The 16,322-nt window shown below is 33.2% G+C and carries 15 protein-coding genes; 12 read left to right on the top strand and 3 right to left on the bottom strand.

Annotated features, from left to right (window positions below; all coding sequences use genetic code 11):
- The first annotated feature begins 284 nt into the window (after positions 1-284).
- On the top strand, positions 285-683 hold the full coding sequence (locus LC076_RS12940; RefSeq protein ID WP_226669515.1) for a secondary thiamine-phosphate synthase enzyme YjbQ: 399 nt from the start codon (positions 285-287) through the stop codon (positions 681-683).
- Positions 684-768: 85 nt separating this feature from the next.
- Entirely contained in the window at positions 769-1,008 is a 240-nt protein-coding gene (locus tag LC076_RS12945; RefSeq protein ID WP_226669516.1) for a DUF2651 family protein, read from the top strand.
- A 474-nt stretch (positions 1,009-1,482) separates the two neighbouring features.
- Here the strand turns inward: LC076_RS12945 and LC076_RS12950 are convergent, their stop codons facing one another.
- Together LC076_RS12950 and LC076_RS12955 are read right to left on the bottom strand one after the other, a co-directional pair.
- The gene (locus LC076_RS12950; RefSeq protein ID WP_226669517.1) at positions 1,483-2,304 is read right to left on the bottom strand and encodes a protein-glutamine gamma-glutamyltransferase; all 822 of its coding nucleotides are present in this window, start codon (positions 2,302-2,304) and stop codon (positions 1,483-1,485) included.
- Between the two features lie 130 nt (positions 2,305-2,434).
- Positions 2,435-3,241 carry an MBL fold metallo-hydrolase gene (locus tag LC076_RS12955; protein WP_226669518.1) on the bottom strand — a complete coding sequence of 269 codons (807 nt, stop codon included), beginning with the start codon at positions 3,239-3,241 and terminating at the stop codon, positions 2,435-2,437.
- Between the two features lie 165 nt (positions 3,242-3,406).
- Between LC076_RS12955 and LC076_RS12960 the strand changes: the two genes are divergently transcribed.
- The 5 genes from LC076_RS12960 (at position 3,407) to LC076_RS12980 (ending at position 9,895) form a co-directional block, all read left to right on the top strand.
- A complete protein-coding gene (locus LC076_RS12960) occupies positions 3,407-3,712 on the top strand; it encodes an antibiotic biosynthesis monooxygenase family protein (RefSeq protein WP_226669519.1) in 306 nt (101 codons plus the stop codon).
- Positions 3,709-4,077, top strand: coding sequence for a hypothetical protein (locus LC076_RS12965; protein WP_226669520.1), 369 nt, complete (start codon positions 3,709-3,711; stop codon positions 4,075-4,077). The genes LC076_RS12960 and LC076_RS12965 overlap by 4 nt, the downstream gene beginning before the upstream one ends.
- Positions 4,078-4,366: 289 nt before the next feature.
- On the top strand, positions 4,367-4,828 hold the full coding sequence (locus LC076_RS12970; protein ID WP_226669521.1) for a MarR family winged helix-turn-helix transcriptional regulator: 462 nt from the start codon (positions 4,367-4,369) through the stop codon (positions 4,826-4,828).
- A gap of 3 nt (positions 4,829-4,831) precedes the next feature.
- Positions 4,832-7,954 (top strand): MMPL family transporter, encoded by a 3,123-nt coding sequence (locus tag LC076_RS12975; protein ID WP_226669522.1) that lies wholly within the window; start codon positions 4,832-4,834, stop codon positions 7,952-7,954.
- Positions 7,955-8,254: 300 nt separating this feature from the next.
- On the top strand, positions 8,255-9,895 hold the full coding sequence (locus LC076_RS12980) for a diguanylate cyclase domain-containing protein (RefSeq protein WP_226669523.1): 1,641 nt from the start codon (positions 8,255-8,257) through the stop codon (positions 9,893-9,895).
- A gap of 119 nt (positions 9,896-10,014) precedes the next feature.
- Here LC076_RS12980 and LC076_RS12985 read toward each other — a convergent pair whose 3' ends face one another.
- Complete coding sequence (locus LC076_RS12985) at positions 10,015-10,569, bottom strand: CBO0543 family protein (RefSeq protein ID WP_226669524.1); 555 nt, start codon at positions 10,567-10,569, stop codon at positions 10,015-10,017.
- Between the two features lie 270 nt (positions 10,570-10,839).
- On the opposite strand from LC076_RS12985, the gene LC076_RS12990 reads away from it, so the two are divergent.
- From LC076_RS12990 to trpB, 5 genes are all read left to right on the top strand, one after another.
- Complete coding sequence (locus LC076_RS12990) at positions 10,840-11,037, top strand: cold-shock protein (RefSeq protein WP_026558957.1); 198 nt, start codon at positions 10,840-10,842, stop codon at positions 11,035-11,037.
- Between the two features lie 538 nt (positions 11,038-11,575).
- Positions 11,576-12,289, top strand: a complete 714-nt coding sequence (locus LC076_RS12995; RefSeq protein WP_226669525.1) for a response regulator transcription factor — start codon at positions 11,576-11,578, stop codon at positions 12,287-12,289.
- Positions 12,279-13,676 (top strand): sensor histidine kinase, encoded by a 1,398-nt coding sequence (locus LC076_RS13000; RefSeq protein WP_264191529.1) that lies wholly within the window; start codon positions 12,279-12,281, stop codon positions 13,674-13,676. Before LC076_RS12995 ends, LC076_RS13000 begins: the two co-directional genes overlap by 11 nt.
- Positions 13,677-13,825: 149 nt before the next feature.
- Complete coding sequence (locus tag LC076_RS13005; protein ID WP_226669526.1) at positions 13,826-14,716, top strand: peptidylprolyl isomerase; 891 nt, start codon at positions 13,826-13,828, stop codon at positions 14,714-14,716.
- Positions 14,717-15,062: 346 nt separating this feature from the next.
- A complete protein-coding gene (gene trpB / locus LC076_RS13010; RefSeq protein ID WP_226669527.1) occupies positions 15,063-16,232 on the top strand; it encodes a tryptophan synthase subunit beta in 1,170 nt (389 codons plus the stop codon).
- Positions 16,233-16,322 lie beyond the last annotated feature (90 nt).

The raw sequence follows: 16,322 nt of genomic DNA on the forward strand, positions 1-16,322 counted from the left end.
ACTTATTTTAGTATGTTGTTTTTACAAGTTTTCGTAAATCTGTGTTGCTGATTTCCGTTACATGAATTCACTATTTTGTCTAGAAAAATTTAACCTCTTTTGCTTCTGTTGAAAACTCCCTAATAGAAGCATTTTAAGTAGGGAGTAAGTAACTTGTGAAAAGATCAACGATTCGGTAAGGTTGAATAAATATTACTGGAAATGATTATATACCTCTTATAAGTTTACAAGCTGTGTAATAACGGTAATATATAGGTAGGTAATCAGGAAGGGTGGCGTTAGATATGGTAAAAAAACATTCGATCAAAACAAATATGCGAGATGAAATGATTGATATTACAAATATTGTTCAAGAATTTGTTTATGAAGAAAATATTCAAGAAGGTGCAATTATTGTTTATTGCCCACATACTACTGCAGGTATCACAATTAATGAAAATGCAGATCCAGACGTGAAGAGCGATATGTTAAGAAGATTTGATGAAATCTATCCGTGGAATGTTGTAAAAGATATGCATGCTGAAGGAAATACTGCTTCACATATGAAAGCGAGTACTGTAGGAGCTTCACAAACGATCATTGTTACAAAAAGGGGATTGCTGTTAGGTACATGGCAAGGAATTTATTTTTGTGAATTTGACGGACCTAGACAGAGGGATTTTTACCTTAAAACTTTAAATTAATGGATGTATTTAATTCTTACTTTAGTTACTTTCTTTATGGTAAAATGAGTAAAATAAATGAGAACTTGTTCGTTTGAGGTGATGTATGGAATTTTTACTAATTCTTATTATCTTTCCAGCTTTGATTCTGCTTTTATCAACATTTGGATATATGATTACAAAAAAAAGTTATGTAACACCAGCACTCATTTTTGTTGTATTTTCTTTTATAATGTTGATTTTCTTTAATGAGACTTTTTTTATATGGGTGATTGCTTATACTGTGTTGTCAATTATCATGACATCTTTACTAATCTTATTTAAAAAGTTTTATTCCAAAAAATAAGTGATCTGATACGTTTAGGTAAAAACTTAAAGTTTTTACTGACAACGCCGTTTGTTGGACTACATCAATAATGGTCTTCGATTTCTATGAAGATAAAAGCTAGCACATAAGTATTTCGATAATAATAAATCCGAATTATTAGGTGGTATTTCAGTTGATCTTTTCCTAATAGTTCGGATTTTTATTTTTAAAAATATTTTTTTGATTTTGCCTGCTATTTTTAATAACTGACGAAATGGAGCGGAAGTGCTGAGACCTAGAGGTGTAGCCGAGAAGAGGTTTAAGTCTCCCCGGCTATTTTTGAGTCTGCAGCGCAATGGAACGAATTTGTTTGTTCCGCCTTATCTGATCAAGACCATTATGAATGATTTCTTTAATTATGTCTCAGCCACTAAAAATGTGATAGTAGCAGTTATTTGTACTTAGAGAGAAATTAGTAATTAAAGTATAAGCTTAGGTAAAAAGGATGTTTTGTTATAGTGATACGATATTACGTCCAACTCTCACTACAATAGAGTTTGTTGCGATGAAAGTTGTTTCGTTATTTCGTGAATAAACTCGAGAAAATTGATATAAATAGTTATCATCAATTCGTGTGACTTGTGATAATAAATGGGCCGATTCGGTAGCCTGTGCACTTCTTCTTTTATTTAACGCTTCAATTATACCTTCAGCTGTTTTAATGCCTATACCATGACCAAAATATAAATCATTTCCTAAATCAATGGCATTTTCTCCTTGCCACTGAGGAGTATTTGGATTGAATTGTGGATTATTAAAATATAAACAATCTCCGGGTAGATAATCATTTCCCCGATTTGTATATATGGGTAAATCTTCATCTGATTGCCAGTCACGTAAATATAAGCCTTGGTACAGTCGATCAAATTGTCTTGAATCTATTGAGGATAATACACCTGTATAAAAGATAATAACCATAGCTGTTGCACATTCAAAACCATATAATAGGCCATTTTCATAAATATCTTTTATTGCCACAGACGGTTTTACGCCGGATTTAAGTTTAAAGCCACCTTGTGCTGTTAACTGCCAATAGTTTTCATTACAATGTGCTCTTTCAAATGTAGTGAATTTAGCTTTACTAGCATATAGATTACGTGCCGAGTTAATGATTTCTAATCGAAGATGGAGGACAAATTTTAAATGTTCATGATTTAAAAAAGAATACTTATTATTGTAGCGACTCATCTTTGCAATTATTTCATTTTGCTCTGTAGAATAGGAAGATGAGGTTAGTTGGTTTTCACTTTGAGGTTGATTTCTAATGATAATCATAATTACCCTCCGATATATAAGTCATAATAAAGTATATGGTTAAGAATCATTGTGTAGAAATAGGAATTAAGATGAAGAACTAAAAAAAGGATAAGATCCTAATGAAGAGAATCAAACCCTTTTTTATGAATTATTTTTGATTTTCAGGAATTTCTTTTTCGTCAAAGGTTTCTGCTAATTTTCTTAGGTCAGTTGTTAGTTCATCATCTGCCATCGGAAGGCCATGTCCACTAATTGCGACAGTAGGTTTTAATGCTTCGAGTTTCTTAACAGACTCTGATGCTGCTTTCCAATCGGTGGTGAAGTAAGCAGGTGGTCCGTGCATTTCTTGTTTTTGTGTCATAACATCATATAGAGATTCCTGTTCCACAGTTGTAAAAGCATCTCCAACTACTAGTGCCGAATCACGATCTCTAAAAAGAGAGATATGTCCTGGTGTGTGCCCAGGAGTATGAATAAAACGCCAATCTTTTAGTGGAGGCACAATTCCGTCATCTTGAAGCAATTGTAAATGGGTGCTGATATCTATACTATGTCTAGGGAACATAGGAGACATTTTCGCCACCAAACCCTCGACTTCAGGATTTGGTGGTGGATAATCGGATTTTCCTGTTAAAAAGGGAGCTTCTAAAGAATGAGCATATACTGGTACATCCCATTCTTTTATTAAGTCATGAATTGCTCCAACATGATCAAAATGTCCGTGTGTTAATACAATGTTAGTCGCTTTGGCATTTTCACCAAATCTCTTTTTTGCTTCATTTATGATCAGGTCAGCTGACCCAGGCATTCCCGCATCAATTAAGACAAATTCGTTTGTCTCTTTCGGATTACCTATAAAGCAAATGTTGACAATTTGTACAGATAAACAAAATACATCAGGTAGAACCTCAATTCCCATCCCACTTGTTATTGAAGTCATAGGCATTTTTTCCATAATCACCCTCCATATATCAATTTCTATGATAGTATCTCTAATTCCCTGAAGTAGTATGAGTGTTTTTAACTTCGCATGTGGATAAAAGGTTTTAACGATAATTTAGTTGCTTTATAATAAGAGAATGAAAGAAATAATAACAATTTATGTAGGGAGAGTTTTTTCATGTATATCGTACATTCAACCTTCCATGTTCCAGTGGACAAGGTAGAAGAAGTCATTACAATATATCGGACTCGATCAAAGCTTGTTGATCAATATGATGGGTTTAAATACTTTCAGTTATTGCAAAATGAAGTGAAAAAAGGCGAACTCACTGTACAAATCGCTTGGAAGTCAAAAGAGGATTATGTGAATTGGGTAACAAGCGATGCTTATAAAAAAGTCCATGAATTAGAAAAGAATTATCCAGATCAAGAGCTTGCTTCTATAAAGCCTATTGTTCAACGATTTGAAGTGGTAGCAGAATGAAACAGGAGTTTGTAGCTAAAGTAATTGAAGAAGTTGTAGAAGGAATTTATAAAGCCTATCCTATGTTAGAAGAGAAATATGGCAGTGTGGGCCGAGAAAAATGTGTAGAAGATAACTATCATCATTTTAAGCACCTCGACACAGCATATGCTTTGAATGAAACAAAGATATTTACTGACTACGCTCTATGGTTAAACAATATTTTGACTTCACGTGGAATGAAGGAAGATCATCTTATTGACAATTTCGAACGAATACATCTTTCATTACAAGCTTATGATGATGAAGAAATTAGCAGTTACAGTGGGTATTTAACCTCTGCAATAGCAACATTACAAAAGGAAAAGCAAAAAAAGGGGAAATGAGCTCTTTTTTTGCTTTTCTTTTTCTGTTTTTAGGTGGATTAAATTCAACAAATTTCACATGAGAGAATTAGGACTTTAAAGACACAAAAAGGCATCTCGAAAATTTCGAAAGAAAAAGTATCAAACATCGGATCAGGTCAATTTTGTCTTAGTAATCCTTATATATAGGGATTGAAAGGTTATATAATTCGCCTAAGTATTATTTATTGACAGAATTCCGATAACGTTTTATAGTTAAACACGTTAATAGTTAAAGTGTTGAAGTAGATTAAAGTGGGTGGCATAAAAAATGAATGATAAACATATAGAAGAATTGATTAATCGATATCTAGTTGTATCTTTTTCTGTGACCAAAAAGGGTGAAAACCTTGTGAAAGATAGTATTGGGGAATTTATTACAAATGACCAACATTATACATTAAGGTATATACATAAAGTGGGTGTATGCACTTCAACAGAGCTGGCAGAAGAATTTGATGTAAAGCGAAGTGCTATTACAGCGATCATCAATCGTTTAACAGAAAAGGAACTAATAAAACGAACACGAGATGAAAATGACCGACGAGTTATATACTTGACATTAACTGAAAAAGGTACTGAGTTATATGTGAACACAGAGGAGAAAATCCGTAAATTAGTAGAGTCAATTATTACAAGTTTTGATGAAAGTGAAATTACCTCTTTTGTAGAAACATATGAAAAATTAAATACTTTATTAGACAATTTAAAAGAATGTAAAATGGAGGAATAGAATTTGAACACAATAATTAAAGGAAAATGGTTTGTCATTATTGGCTGGATTGCTGTTGTCGTAGGTTTATTTTTTATTGCTCCTAACATGGCAGATTTAGTTCGAGACAAGGGTCAAATTAGTGTACCTGATGGTTATTCATCATCATTAGCAGATGAAATATTAGCCGAAGTTCAGGCGGATGAAAGTGTTGGTGACATAACACAGGCTGCACTTGTTTTTCATAATGAAGATAAATTAACGAATGATGAAATAAAAGAAGCAGAAAAAGCTGTTTCGTTACTTGAAAAAAATAAAGAGCTTGATGTAACAGAGATATTAACTCATTTTAATGAGGAAAGCCTAAAAGATCAGCTTGTTTCAGAAGATGGTAAAACCATTCTTGCTTCAGTTTCTATTAATAGAAATGATCGAGAAGCCAAAGAGTTATCCGCACTATTATATGATGTTATTGAAGAAATCAATGTTGAACACTACTACACGAGTGGATGGATGATTGATCAAGATGTTATGACAAGCTCGCAAGAAGGATTGAAGAAAACAGAAGGTATTACCGTTGTCTTTATATTAGCGGTCTTACTACTTGTTTTTAGATCATTAATTGCACCAATCATACCGTTAATTACAGTAGGGATCACTTATTTGGCATCACAGTCAATTGTGTCAATACTAGTTGATCAATTGAATTTCCCCATTTCTAATTTCACGCAAATATTTTTAGTTGCCGTATTGTTTGGGATTGGAACAGATTATTGTATATTACTTTTAAGTCGTTTTAAAGAAGAACTAGCACATCGTGAAAGTGTAACAGAAGCCATTGTGGAAACATATCGCAATGCTGGTAGAACTGTATTTTTCAGTGGATTAGCAGTATTAATAGGTTTTGCCGCTATTGGTTTCTCACAATTTAAACTGTACCAATCAGCATCAGCTGTAGCAGTAGGAGTCGCAGTTTTATTGATTGCGTTATTTACGGTTGTACCTTTCTTTATGGCAGTATTAGGGAACAAAATATTCTGGCCATCAAAAGGTAAACTTGAGCATAAAGATAGTAAGTTATGGGAGACTGTTGGTCGTTTTTCATTAGTGCGTCCAGTTATTGCTTTACTTATAGTGGCAGCTGTCTCAACTCCATTTCTACTTTTATATGATGGTAAGCTATCTTATAATTCTTTAGAAGAAATCGGTGGAGATGTTAATTCAATCAAAGCATTTAATGCCATTTCAGATAGCTTTGGACCAGGTGAGTCTATGCCAACTGAAATTGTTATTAAAAATGATGAGGAAATGGACTCAACAGAATATATTGCATTAGCAGAAGAAATTAGTAAAGAGCTAGAAAAAGTTGATTTAGTAGATTCTGTTCGATCTGTTACAAGGCCAACCGGAGAAACTATTGAGGACTTTTATGTGGCAAAGCAAGCTGAAAGTCTTGAAGAAGGACTAGGAGAAGGAAATGATGGGCTCGTTCAAATCAGTGATGGTCTTGCTGAGGCAGAATCAGAATTATCAAAATCAACTCCTCAGATGAAAGAAGCAACAAATGGGATTAATGAATTAATAAACGGTACAAGTGATATTAATTCAGGAATGACTGAAATCCAAACAAATTTGGCGAAAATTGAACAAGGCATCCGTCAAGGCTCTGCAGGTTCAAACGAAATAAAAAATGGTTTAGCAGAAGCGAAAGCTGGTGCGGAAGAAATTCTAGCAGGAAGTAACCAATTACTTGCTGGTTATGAAGAAGCAGTGCGTAATTTAGGAACTCTTAATGGTAAGTACGAAGAGGTTAAAACAGGTTTACTGGGGCTTTCAAATGCTCTTAAAAATTTAAATAGCCATTTTACAGCACTTGAAGAAGCATATGATGGAATTGAAGAAGAAAATGACGACTATAAAATGATAAAAGGTACTGTACTTAATGTAGCTACTAAGCAGCTCCCAAGTGTAGCTGGTGGATTAGATGCACTAAACAGTAATCTTGCTAAAATTACCGAGGGTGTTGGTTTAGCTAATACTCAATTCACAGAATTAATTAAAGGTCAAAAAGAATTTTCTCAAGGTTTAGCACAACTAATAGCTGGCATCGAACAGCAGCAAGCAGGCTTAGATCAGTTAGCAAATGGTCAAGGTCAAATTGTTGGAAGCATACCTAAATTACAAAATGGATTGTCAGGTGTAACTGAAGGTCAAAAACAACTGTTAGATGGCTTTGGTGATCTTGATGGTCAAATGTCACAATTAACAAATGGTTTAGCTGAAAGTGTTGATGGTTTAAATCAAGTATCAGATGGATTAGGATCGGCACAGGATTATTTAGCAGATTTATCAAAAACATCAACTTCTTCTGGCTTTTACTTACCTGAGGAGGTTTTAGAAAGTAAGGATTTTGAACAGGCATTGAACACTTACTTATCTGATGATCGAAAAGTAATGACACTTAATGTTGTATTTGAGGCAAATCCATACTCTAATGAAGCAATTAATCAAATAGATAAAATTAATGATGCAGTCGAGCGTGCAACAAAAGATACAAAGCTTGAAAATGCAAAGGTTGCAATAGGTGGAATTACGAGTGTAAATGCTGACTTAAATACAATGTCCAACAATGATTATTCACGTACAGTTGTACTAATGCTTGTTGGAATATCTATTATACTAATATTCTTATTCCGTTCAATTATTATGCCATTGTATTTAATTGGTTCATTAATTTTAACTTACTATACTGCACTAGGAATTAACGAGGTAATCTTTGTTAACATTTTAGGATATACAGGCATAAGTTGGGCTGTACCGTTTTTCGCCTTTGTCATTTTAATTGCACTTGGTGTAGATTATAGTATTTTCCTAATGGATCGATTTAATGAGTATAAAGATATGTCTGTAGGTGAAGCAATGCTGTTAGCAATGAAGAAAATGGGAACAGTTATTATCTCTGCGGCAGTTATTTTAGGTGGAACATTTGCTGCAATGATTCCTTCTGGGATGTTATCACTTATTCAAATCGCATCAATTATATTAACAGGATTGATTCTTTATGCGTTAATTGTATTACCTTTGTTTGTACCAGTTATGGTAAAAACATTTGGCTCAGCAAATTGGTGGCCATTTAAAAGAGTTTAATAAACATCTAAAAAACAGTTGATTTCATTAAGAAATCAACTGTTTTTTGCTTTGTTAGTACTGCTTTGTTGAATTCGATACAGGTAACTTTTACAAGATCCAAGGTATTTCTTTTAAAATGAGCTTTTAACTCTAAATCATTATATGCTTATCTTTGCTGAACAAGGCACCTGGGCTTCTGTAATTTATTAGGTTAACATTTTAACGTGCAAAGTAATTGAAAAAGAGATAGAATAAATCAGTAAGTTATCATTTTCGACAATTATTGTAAATTTAATGATTACATAAGGAGAAAGTTCTATGTCTCGCATCAATTTACGTACTTTTTTTGCCATTTCTTTTCTACTCTTTATTGTTTTATTAACCGCTTTTTTAACCACTGTTATCTCTATAAAGTCAAGTGAAGAAATTAAAGCTGAAATTGGAGATTCTATTTCAAGTATTGCTTATCAAATGTCAGACAAACTAGATTTTTTTATGTGGTCTCGTTATAGTGAAATTGAGATGATCAGTCAATTAAATCTATATAAAGAAGATGATCTTAATGATGATAAAAGAATATTAATTAATCAATTAAAAGAGAGTATACCTTCATTTTCTTGGGTGGGCTTAACAGATGCCAAGGGGAATATCATTGCTTCAACAGATGATATTTTAAAAGGAACAAATATTGCAGAAAGACCTGTTTTTCAACAGGCACAAAAGCAGCCATTTATCGGAGATGTACATGAAGCTGTTTTACTAGCAGAATTATTACCAAATCCGACTGGTGAACCTCTTGAATTTGTCGATATCAGCTTTCCGATTATAAATCAAAATGGTGAATTTAAAGGTGTTTTAGCATCACATCTTAGTTGGGAGTGGTCAAAGGAGATTGAACGCTCAATTATTAAGCCTTATCAAAAAGACTTAGAGAACTCAAAGCAGATGGAAGTTTTTATTGTAAGAACAAGTGATCACTCGATCTTGTTGGGTCCTAAGGGTATGGTAGGGGAAACATTACCTTCTAATGTTTTAAAAAAAGAATATGGAGTAAACAATAGCTGGAAAGTTAAAACATGGGCAGATGGAAAGGAATATGTAACAGGTTATTCGGCTACAGAAGGATACTTGAGTTATCCAGGGTTAGACTGGACTGTTCTAGTCAGAGTACCGATAGAACAGGCATTTACATCTGTTAAACATTTGCAAAATTATACGATTTTAATTGGAGTTATTGCAGCATTTATATTTGCTGTTTTAGGTTGGATTATTGCTAGCAAAATTTCTACACCACTTCACCAGATATCTAAAGCGGCTAATCAGCTAACAGAAGGAAAAAAGGTAGATATTCCGCAATTTAAGAGAATAAAAGATTTGCATGTTTTATCTCTTTCGTTAAGTGAGATGGTCACAACAATTACCGAAACGAAATCAGAGTTAGGACAAATGAAAAGGCTAGCACATAATGATTCACTTACAGGACTACCAAATCGAATTGCATTATACTCATTTATTGATAAAAAACTTGAAAATGAAAAAACAGGTGAAAAATATCTTTTTCTCTTTTTAGATTTAGACGGATTTAAAGATGTGAATGACACTTTTGGTCACCAAGCAGGAGATCAATTACTTAAAGTGGTTGCTGCTCGTTTGAAGCAGTTTGCTGATAAAGATGATTTTGTTGGCAGACTCGGTGGAGATGAATTTATTGTCATCTCTCGTTTAAAAACATCTTCTCCAGTTAAAGAAGGGGAGAAATTAGGAGAACAAATTATTGAGTCTATAAACAAGTCTATTTCTTTAGATGATGAAGAAAAAGTGGTTATAAAATGTAGTATTGGTGGAGCATTATGGCCGGATTATTCAATAGAACCTGATGATATTATACAGTTAGCAGATGAAGCATTGTATCAGTCAAAACGAAATGGTAAGAATAAATTTACTTTTTACAAAAAGTAGTTTTGTTTGGATGCTTTTCGGTGAACTCTTTACTTAATGTTGTGGCGGTCCGGGAGAGATGAGCTCCTGTGGTCTCACTTTGACTGATAGCACTCTCTAACCAGGAGTCTCATATATTTTTATTTCGCTTTAACATCGTTTTTCAATAAAACGTTCATAAATAATCTAAGACTAATTCCATATAAACAAAGCCCGAAAAATGAATACGTATGAGTCCACCATTTTAGTTTAATATACATACCCAAATCGCTAAAAGCCACTTCAATGACATAAGCTAAGAACAGGGATAGGATCACATAACGCCATAAATAGGAAAACAAATTATGTGAGTATTGATAGATAATCATTGAACATATAGGAATAACCACAAGATCAGCAGGTAAAAGTGGTGGGAGAACGGGTATTAATTTGTCAGGATATCCCCAAAGTCCTAAAGTTGTACCAATTAAATCAAAAAATGAAGCACTTATTGCACTGAAGAGACCCAATGCAGAGATTTCTATTAGACGATTTTTATCGACTATTCTCCACCATATAAAATAAGGGAGAACTGTTGCAGATAATAATAGCCACCAATTGAAAGCAAATAGATCGTCTTGAAACCAGTGTAAATAGCCTTGGTGATTTAATTCATCACTTAAACGTTGTATATCGTCAAAGGATGGGGGAATCATGATACCCTCCTTAAATGAATGTATTATTATGATATATTTTGCTTAAACCATAAAAATTATGTATGCTAAAATCATGAAAACATTTTCAAGTATTCTTATTTATGAATCTTGATTTCAGTAAATGATAGTGTTACAATTGACTTAATTATTTTTGTTCGGATAAGGCTGAAAGTAGGAATTTGCTTTTCTAAAGCACCTCTTCAAAGATCGTTGTCTAGCAAGAATAGTAATACAATGTGGATGATTATTTTCCACGTAGGAGGAAAAACAATGTTACAAGGTAAAGTTAAATGGTTTAACTCAGAAAAAGGTTTCGGTTTCATCGAAGTTGAAGGACAAGACGATGTATTCGTACATTTCTCTGCTATCCAAGGTGATGGTTTCAAAACTTTAGAAGAAGGCCAAACGGTTACTTTTGAAGTTGAGCAAGGAGCTCGTGGACCACAAGCTGCTAACGTTCAAAAATAAGTATAATGCTGCTTAAGCAGCTACTATAAAGATCCCTTTTTGGGGTCTTTTTTGCTATCAATATATATTTCTCTCAAGCTAGTCATACTCTTTTTGTCCTCAAAGTACCGTAATTCACTTTAAAATACGTTACACTTCCTACGTGTTTCTCAAGATCATATACTTTATAAAAAAATAGTAAGCTACTATTAAATTAGGAAATAGATGTAAGTGTATTATGTTTATCAAATCAACGAATAAAAATAAATCTATGTTAAAGCTTATGGTTGATTTTTAGCACTTGGTTGATTGGAGGTGAATATATGAGACTCCTGCTTAGAGAAGCGTGTCGAAGGGAGACCCCACAGGCGCTTGCGCCGAGGAGGCTTCCGGACCGCCCGCGGAAAGCGAATGCCTGTAACGGAAATCAACCACAAAGTTTAACAGAGCCAAAAATAATTAAAAACAGATGTTGGACGTTAATTCCTTAAATTGTACAAGTTAGCTGAAAAAGTTAGAATGAATTCATACAATATTACATAATAACGGTGGGTGCAAAATGAAAGTTCTTGTCATTGAAGATAATTTAAGTGTGTGCTCGATGATCGAGATGTTCTTTTCGAAGGAAGGCATAAGTGGCGAATTTATCCATGATGGTTATCAAGGTTATGAAGTATTGAAGAATGGTCAATGGGATGTATTAATTATTGATTGGATGCTTCCGGGGTTAGATGGAATTTCATTATGTAGAAAAATTAGAGAAGACAACCATACAATTCCAATTATTATGCTTACTGCTAAAGACAGTGAATCAGATCAAGTATTAGGATTAGAAATGGGTGCTGATGATTATGTCACAAAGCCTTTTAGTCCACTTGCATTAATGGCAAGAATTAAAGCTGTGACGAGAAGGTATCATGTTTCAGAGCAAGAGAAAAAAACATTGTCTTCAGACGTATTGAAGTCTGAGAATTTTGCGATAAGCAAATCAACAAGAGAAGTGTTGCTGCAAGGTAAGAAAATTACGAATCTTACTCCGAAGGAATTTGATCTTTTGTATTACTTCTTACAAAATCCAAGGCAAGTTTTTTCTAGAGAGCAGTTATTAGAACAAGTGTGGGGCTATCAATTTTATGGTGATGAACGAACGGTCGATGTACATATTAAACGATTAAGAAAAAAAGTTGAAACACCTCAAAACCCATTCTTTCATACAGTTTGGGGAGTTGGTTATAAGTTTGATGAAGAATTGATAAAGAATCATGAAAATTAAATACATTTATCAACAATTTCTAAGTCATATTAGTGTTCTTATCGTTGCATTTTTAATTTTAAGCTTACTTTTTACACATTTTGTTGAAAACGTCGTTTATCAAAATAAAGTAAAAGAATTAACAAATTATGGTGAATCAATTTTAACTGATTTTGAGCAAGCTGGGCAAAATCATGTATTGCTACAATATAAACGAGTGTTAGATGGACAAAATATTTACTTCAGTATCTTTGATCAACATGGTCGAATTGTTTTTCCAATATCAAATAGTTCACCTCAGACTACGATTACAGAGGAAGACTGGAATAAGCTTTCCAATGGTGAGAAGGTTGTAACAAAGCATAATATCAAATGGGCAGACCAAGAGGTTTCGTTAGTTGCGATTCCCTATATCGCGAGAAGTGGCTTAACAGGGGGGATATTACTTATCTCACCCATAAGTGGATCAAGAGAAATGATTAGTGAAGCAAATCAATATCTCCTCTTTACAGTTTTAATTGCACTATCAATTTCCTTTTTACTAAGCTGGATTCTTTCTAAGATTCATGTTAATCGTATTAAAAAGATAAGACGTGCGACCTCAAAAATATCGAAAGGTGACTATAATGCATATATAGCTACTTCAAACTTTGATGAAATTGATGAAATGGCTAATGATTTTAATAAAATGGTTGATCAATTAAAGCTATCAAATGAAGAAATAGAAAGCTTGGAAATGCGGAGAAGAAGATTTATGGCCGATGTTTCGCACGAGCTTCGCACACCTTTAACAACGATTAGTGGTGTTATAGAAGGTCTAAAACATCACATGATTGAAGAAGCTGAAAGAGAAAAAGGAATAAATCTCGTAAGTGATGAAACAAAAAGACTTATTCGTCTTGTTAATGAAAATCTTGATTATGAAAGAATTCGTTCTAATCAAATTAAATTAGTCAAAGAGAAAATAGATCTTAAGGAAATATTAGAAATAATTAAGGATCATTTGTATTATCAAGCAGAAGAAAAACAAATAAAACTAGTCATTGAAGCTCAGAAAGAAATGATCATTCATGCTGATTATGATCGTCTTTTTCAAATATTGATGAACATCACAAAAAATAGTATTCAATTTACAGACAGTGGCCAAATTTTGTTAAGAGGATGGCAAAGTCATCACCATTCATTTATACAAATAGAGGATACTGGAATTGGAATGGATCAAGAAGAAATCGAATCAATTTGGAAGAGGTTTTATAAAGCTGATATATCAAGATCTAGTAATCAATTTGGGGAGTTTGGGTTAGGTCTTTCCATCATAAAGCGATTAGTTGAGTTACACAATGGCGAAATTACAGTTGAAAGTAAACCAAATAAAGGTACAAAATTTACAATAATGTTGCCAAACTAATTTAGTAGAGAAGTTAGTTTGGTTTTTTCAGTATAAAGAGTGAAGATTTCTAGAATATTTAATCCTTTGTTCATAGTTTATTCATAATATTAAGATATGCTTTACTAAACAGCAAAAGAAAAATGATAACGAATGAAGGAGCTTTTTAAATGATAGAGAAAATTTTTTCAAGTAAAAAAACAGTAGCAATTCTAGCGATTCTTTTAATATTAGTAGTAGCTTTATTTGTATATATGACAACAAGAAGTGAATTGGTTGCAAAAATTGGGGATAACTCCGTAACAAAGGATGACTTATATACATTTTTTGTTGAGCAAAATGGAGAAGCAGCTGTAGATTCAATGATCACGAAAAATTTAATTGAACAAGAAGTGGAAAAAGAGAATATTACAGTTACACAAAAAGAAGTAGATACTGAGGTTAATGAGATCATAGCTTCTTATGGTGGAGAAGAAACCTTTAATCAAACATTAGCAACAAGTGGTTTAACGATAGAAGATGTTAAAGGAGATATAAAAACAAATCTTCAAATTGAAAAATTACTCAAATCTCGTATAGAGATCACAGATGAAGAAATAAAGACATACTTCGATGAAAATAAACAATCCTTTGCAAAAACTAAGCAAGTGAAAGCAAGTCATATATTAGTAGAAGATGAAGAAACAGCGAAAGAAATCAAAGGCAAGCTTGATAATGGAGAAGATTTTGCAGAATTAGCTAAAGAATATTCAACAGATACTAGCTCAGCTGAAGCTGGTGGAGATTTGGGCTTCTTTGGTGAAGGTAGTATGGTTCCAGAATTTGAAGAAGCTGCTTTCTCAATGAAGGTTGATGAACTTAGTGATCCTGTTAAATCTGAATATGGTTACCACCTAATAAAAGTGACAGACGTACAGAAAGCGGAAGAAGCAACGATAGAAAATAGTAAAGAAGAAATACAATCCATTCTTTTTGATGAAAAACTGACAACTGAATATCCAACATGGCTAGAAGAAAAGAAAAAAGAATATAATGTAAAAAACTATCTCGTAACAGAATAAGAGGTAAGAATTCTCTCAGCATTTAAATTGATGCTTACCTATTATCCTATGAAAATAATTGAAGTGTTTTTCTGTCATAGAAAGAGACTTATATTGAATACAGGTCCTGAATTAACAGTTGAGAACTCCTTTATAGGGGTTCTTTTTTTATGTGTTCTTGATTAGTTTCAGCTCTTAAACGTCATTAGAAAGATTATAAATGTTAATTAACTTTAGCTTCTAGATTCATGCGCTTGATCTTTCTTTATTATATTTAAATACAAATTTGTTAGAAAGGATGATCGTTAAATGGTATAATTTATTTATTCAGAATTTTTAGGTTTCATGTAAAGGGGAGAATATATAGATGACGAATGAAACAGTAGAAAAAGGTTATTTTGGAGACTTTGGTGGTAGTTTTGTTCCACCAGATTTAAAGAATGTACTAGGAGTTTTAGATGAGAATTTTGAAAAATATAAAAATGATCCTGAATTCATAGAAGAATTTAATTATTATATGAAAGAATATATTGGACGTGAAAACCCCCTAACATTTGCTGAGAATTTATCTAAGCAAGTTGGTGGTGCGAAAATCTATTTAAAGCGAGAAGATTTAAACCATACCGGTGCACATAAAATTAATAATGCAATTGGTCAAATATTATTAGCTAAACGAATGGGTGCCACACGTATCATTGCAGAAACCGGTGCAGGTCAGCACGGAGTGGCAACTGCAACTGCATGCTCTATTATTGGTGGAATGGATTGCATCATTTATATGGGGAAAGTAGATACAGAAAGACAAGCTTTGAATGTATTTCGTATGGAGCTGTTAGGTGCAAAGGTCGTTGCTGTAGATAAAGGGCAAGGAAGATTAAAGGATGCTGTAGATGCTGCTTTAAATGATTTAGTTGAAAACTACGAAAGTACATTTTATCTTCTAGGCTCAGCTGTTGGACCACATCCGTTTCCGACAATGGTTAAACACTTTCAATCAATTATAAGTGAGGAATCCAAAAGACAAATACTAGAAAAAGAAGGTAAGCTACCAAAAGCGGTTGTTGCATGTGCTGGAGGTGGTAGCAACGCGATCGGAGCCTTTGCACATTATATTGAAGAAGAGTCAGTAAGATTAATAGGGGTCGAGCCAGCAGAAGCACCTTCTTTGACAGAAGGTGTTCCAGCTATCATTCACGGATTTAAATGTTTAACCCTTTTAGATGAAAATGGTGAACCTAAACCAACATACTCCATTGCAGCAGGTTTAGATTACCCAGGTGTTGGACCTGAACATAGCTACTTAAAAACAACAAAACGTGCAGAGTATGTAACAGTAACAGGGCAAGAAGCACTTGAAGCATTTCAGCTTTTATCAAAAATAGAAGGAATCATTCCAGCTTTAGAAAGCTCACATGCGATTGCGTATGCTATAAAATTAGCAGGTGAATTAAATCAAGAAGATTCAATCATTGTTAATCTATCTGGTAGAGGAGACAAAGACGTAGAACAAGTTTTTAACATGCTTCAAACGGAATAACGCAAAAAATATAATGTATAAAAGAAGGTCAATATCGGCCTTTTTTTATACATTTTTTTTGACTCAATATTGATTGTAAGTAACGAATGG

It is taken from the genome of Metabacillus litoralis (assembly GCF_020524045.1).
GTDB lineage: Bacteria > Bacillota > Bacilli > Bacillales > Bacillaceae > Metabacillus > Metabacillus litoralis_C.

Excerpts from the sequence above, each read along its gene's own strand:
- LC076_RS12965 (WP_226669520.1), top strand. The coding sequence starts at position 3,709 with ATGAAACAGGAGTTTGTAGCTAAAGTAATTGAAGAAGTTGTAGAAGGA.
- LC076_RS12945 (WP_226669516.1), top strand. The coding sequence starts at position 769 with ATGGAATTTTTACTAATTCTTATTATCTTTCCAGCTTTGATTCTGCTT.
- LC076_RS12995 (WP_226669525.1), top strand. The coding sequence starts at position 11,576 with ATGAAAGTTCTTGTCATTGAAGATAATTTAAGTGTGTGCTCGATGATC.
- LC076_RS12950 (WP_226669517.1), bottom strand. The coding sequence starts at position 2,304 with ATGATTATCATTAGAAATCAACCTCAAAGTGAAAACCAACTAACCTCA.
- LC076_RS13005 (WP_226669526.1), top strand. The coding sequence starts at position 13,826 with ATGATAGAGAAAATTTTTTCAAGTAAAAAAACAGTAGCAATTCTAGCG.
- LC076_RS12955 (WP_226669518.1), bottom strand. The coding sequence starts at position 3,241 with ATGGAAAAAATGCCTATGACTTCAATAACAAGTGGGATGGGAATTGAG.
- LC076_RS12960 (WP_226669519.1), top strand. The coding sequence starts at position 3,407 with ATGTATATCGTACATTCAACCTTCCATGTTCCAGTGGACAAGGTAGAA.
- LC076_RS12940 (WP_226669515.1), top strand. The coding sequence starts at position 285 with ATGGTAAAAAAACATTCGATCAAAACAAATATGCGAGATGAAATGATT.
- LC076_RS12990 (WP_026558957.1), top strand. The coding sequence starts at position 10,840 with ATGTTACAAGGTAAAGTTAAATGGTTTAACTCAGAAAAAGGTTTCGGT.
- trpB (WP_226669527.1), top strand. The coding sequence starts at position 15,063 with ATGACGAATGAAACAGTAGAAAAAGGTTATTTTGGAGACTTTGGTGGT.
- LC076_RS12985 (WP_226669524.1), bottom strand. The coding sequence starts at position 10,569 with ATGATTCCCCCATCCTTTGACGATATACAACGTTTAAGTGATGAATTA.
- LC076_RS12970 (WP_226669521.1), top strand. The coding sequence starts at position 4,367 with ATGAATGATAAACATATAGAAGAATTGATTAATCGATATCTAGTTGTA.
- LC076_RS13000 (WP_264191529.1), top strand. The coding sequence starts at position 12,279 with ATGAAAATTAAATACATTTATCAACAATTTCTAAGTCATATTAGTGTT.
- LC076_RS12980 (WP_226669523.1), top strand. The coding sequence starts at position 8,255 with ATGTCTCGCATCAATTTACGTACTTTTTTTGCCATTTCTTTTCTACTC.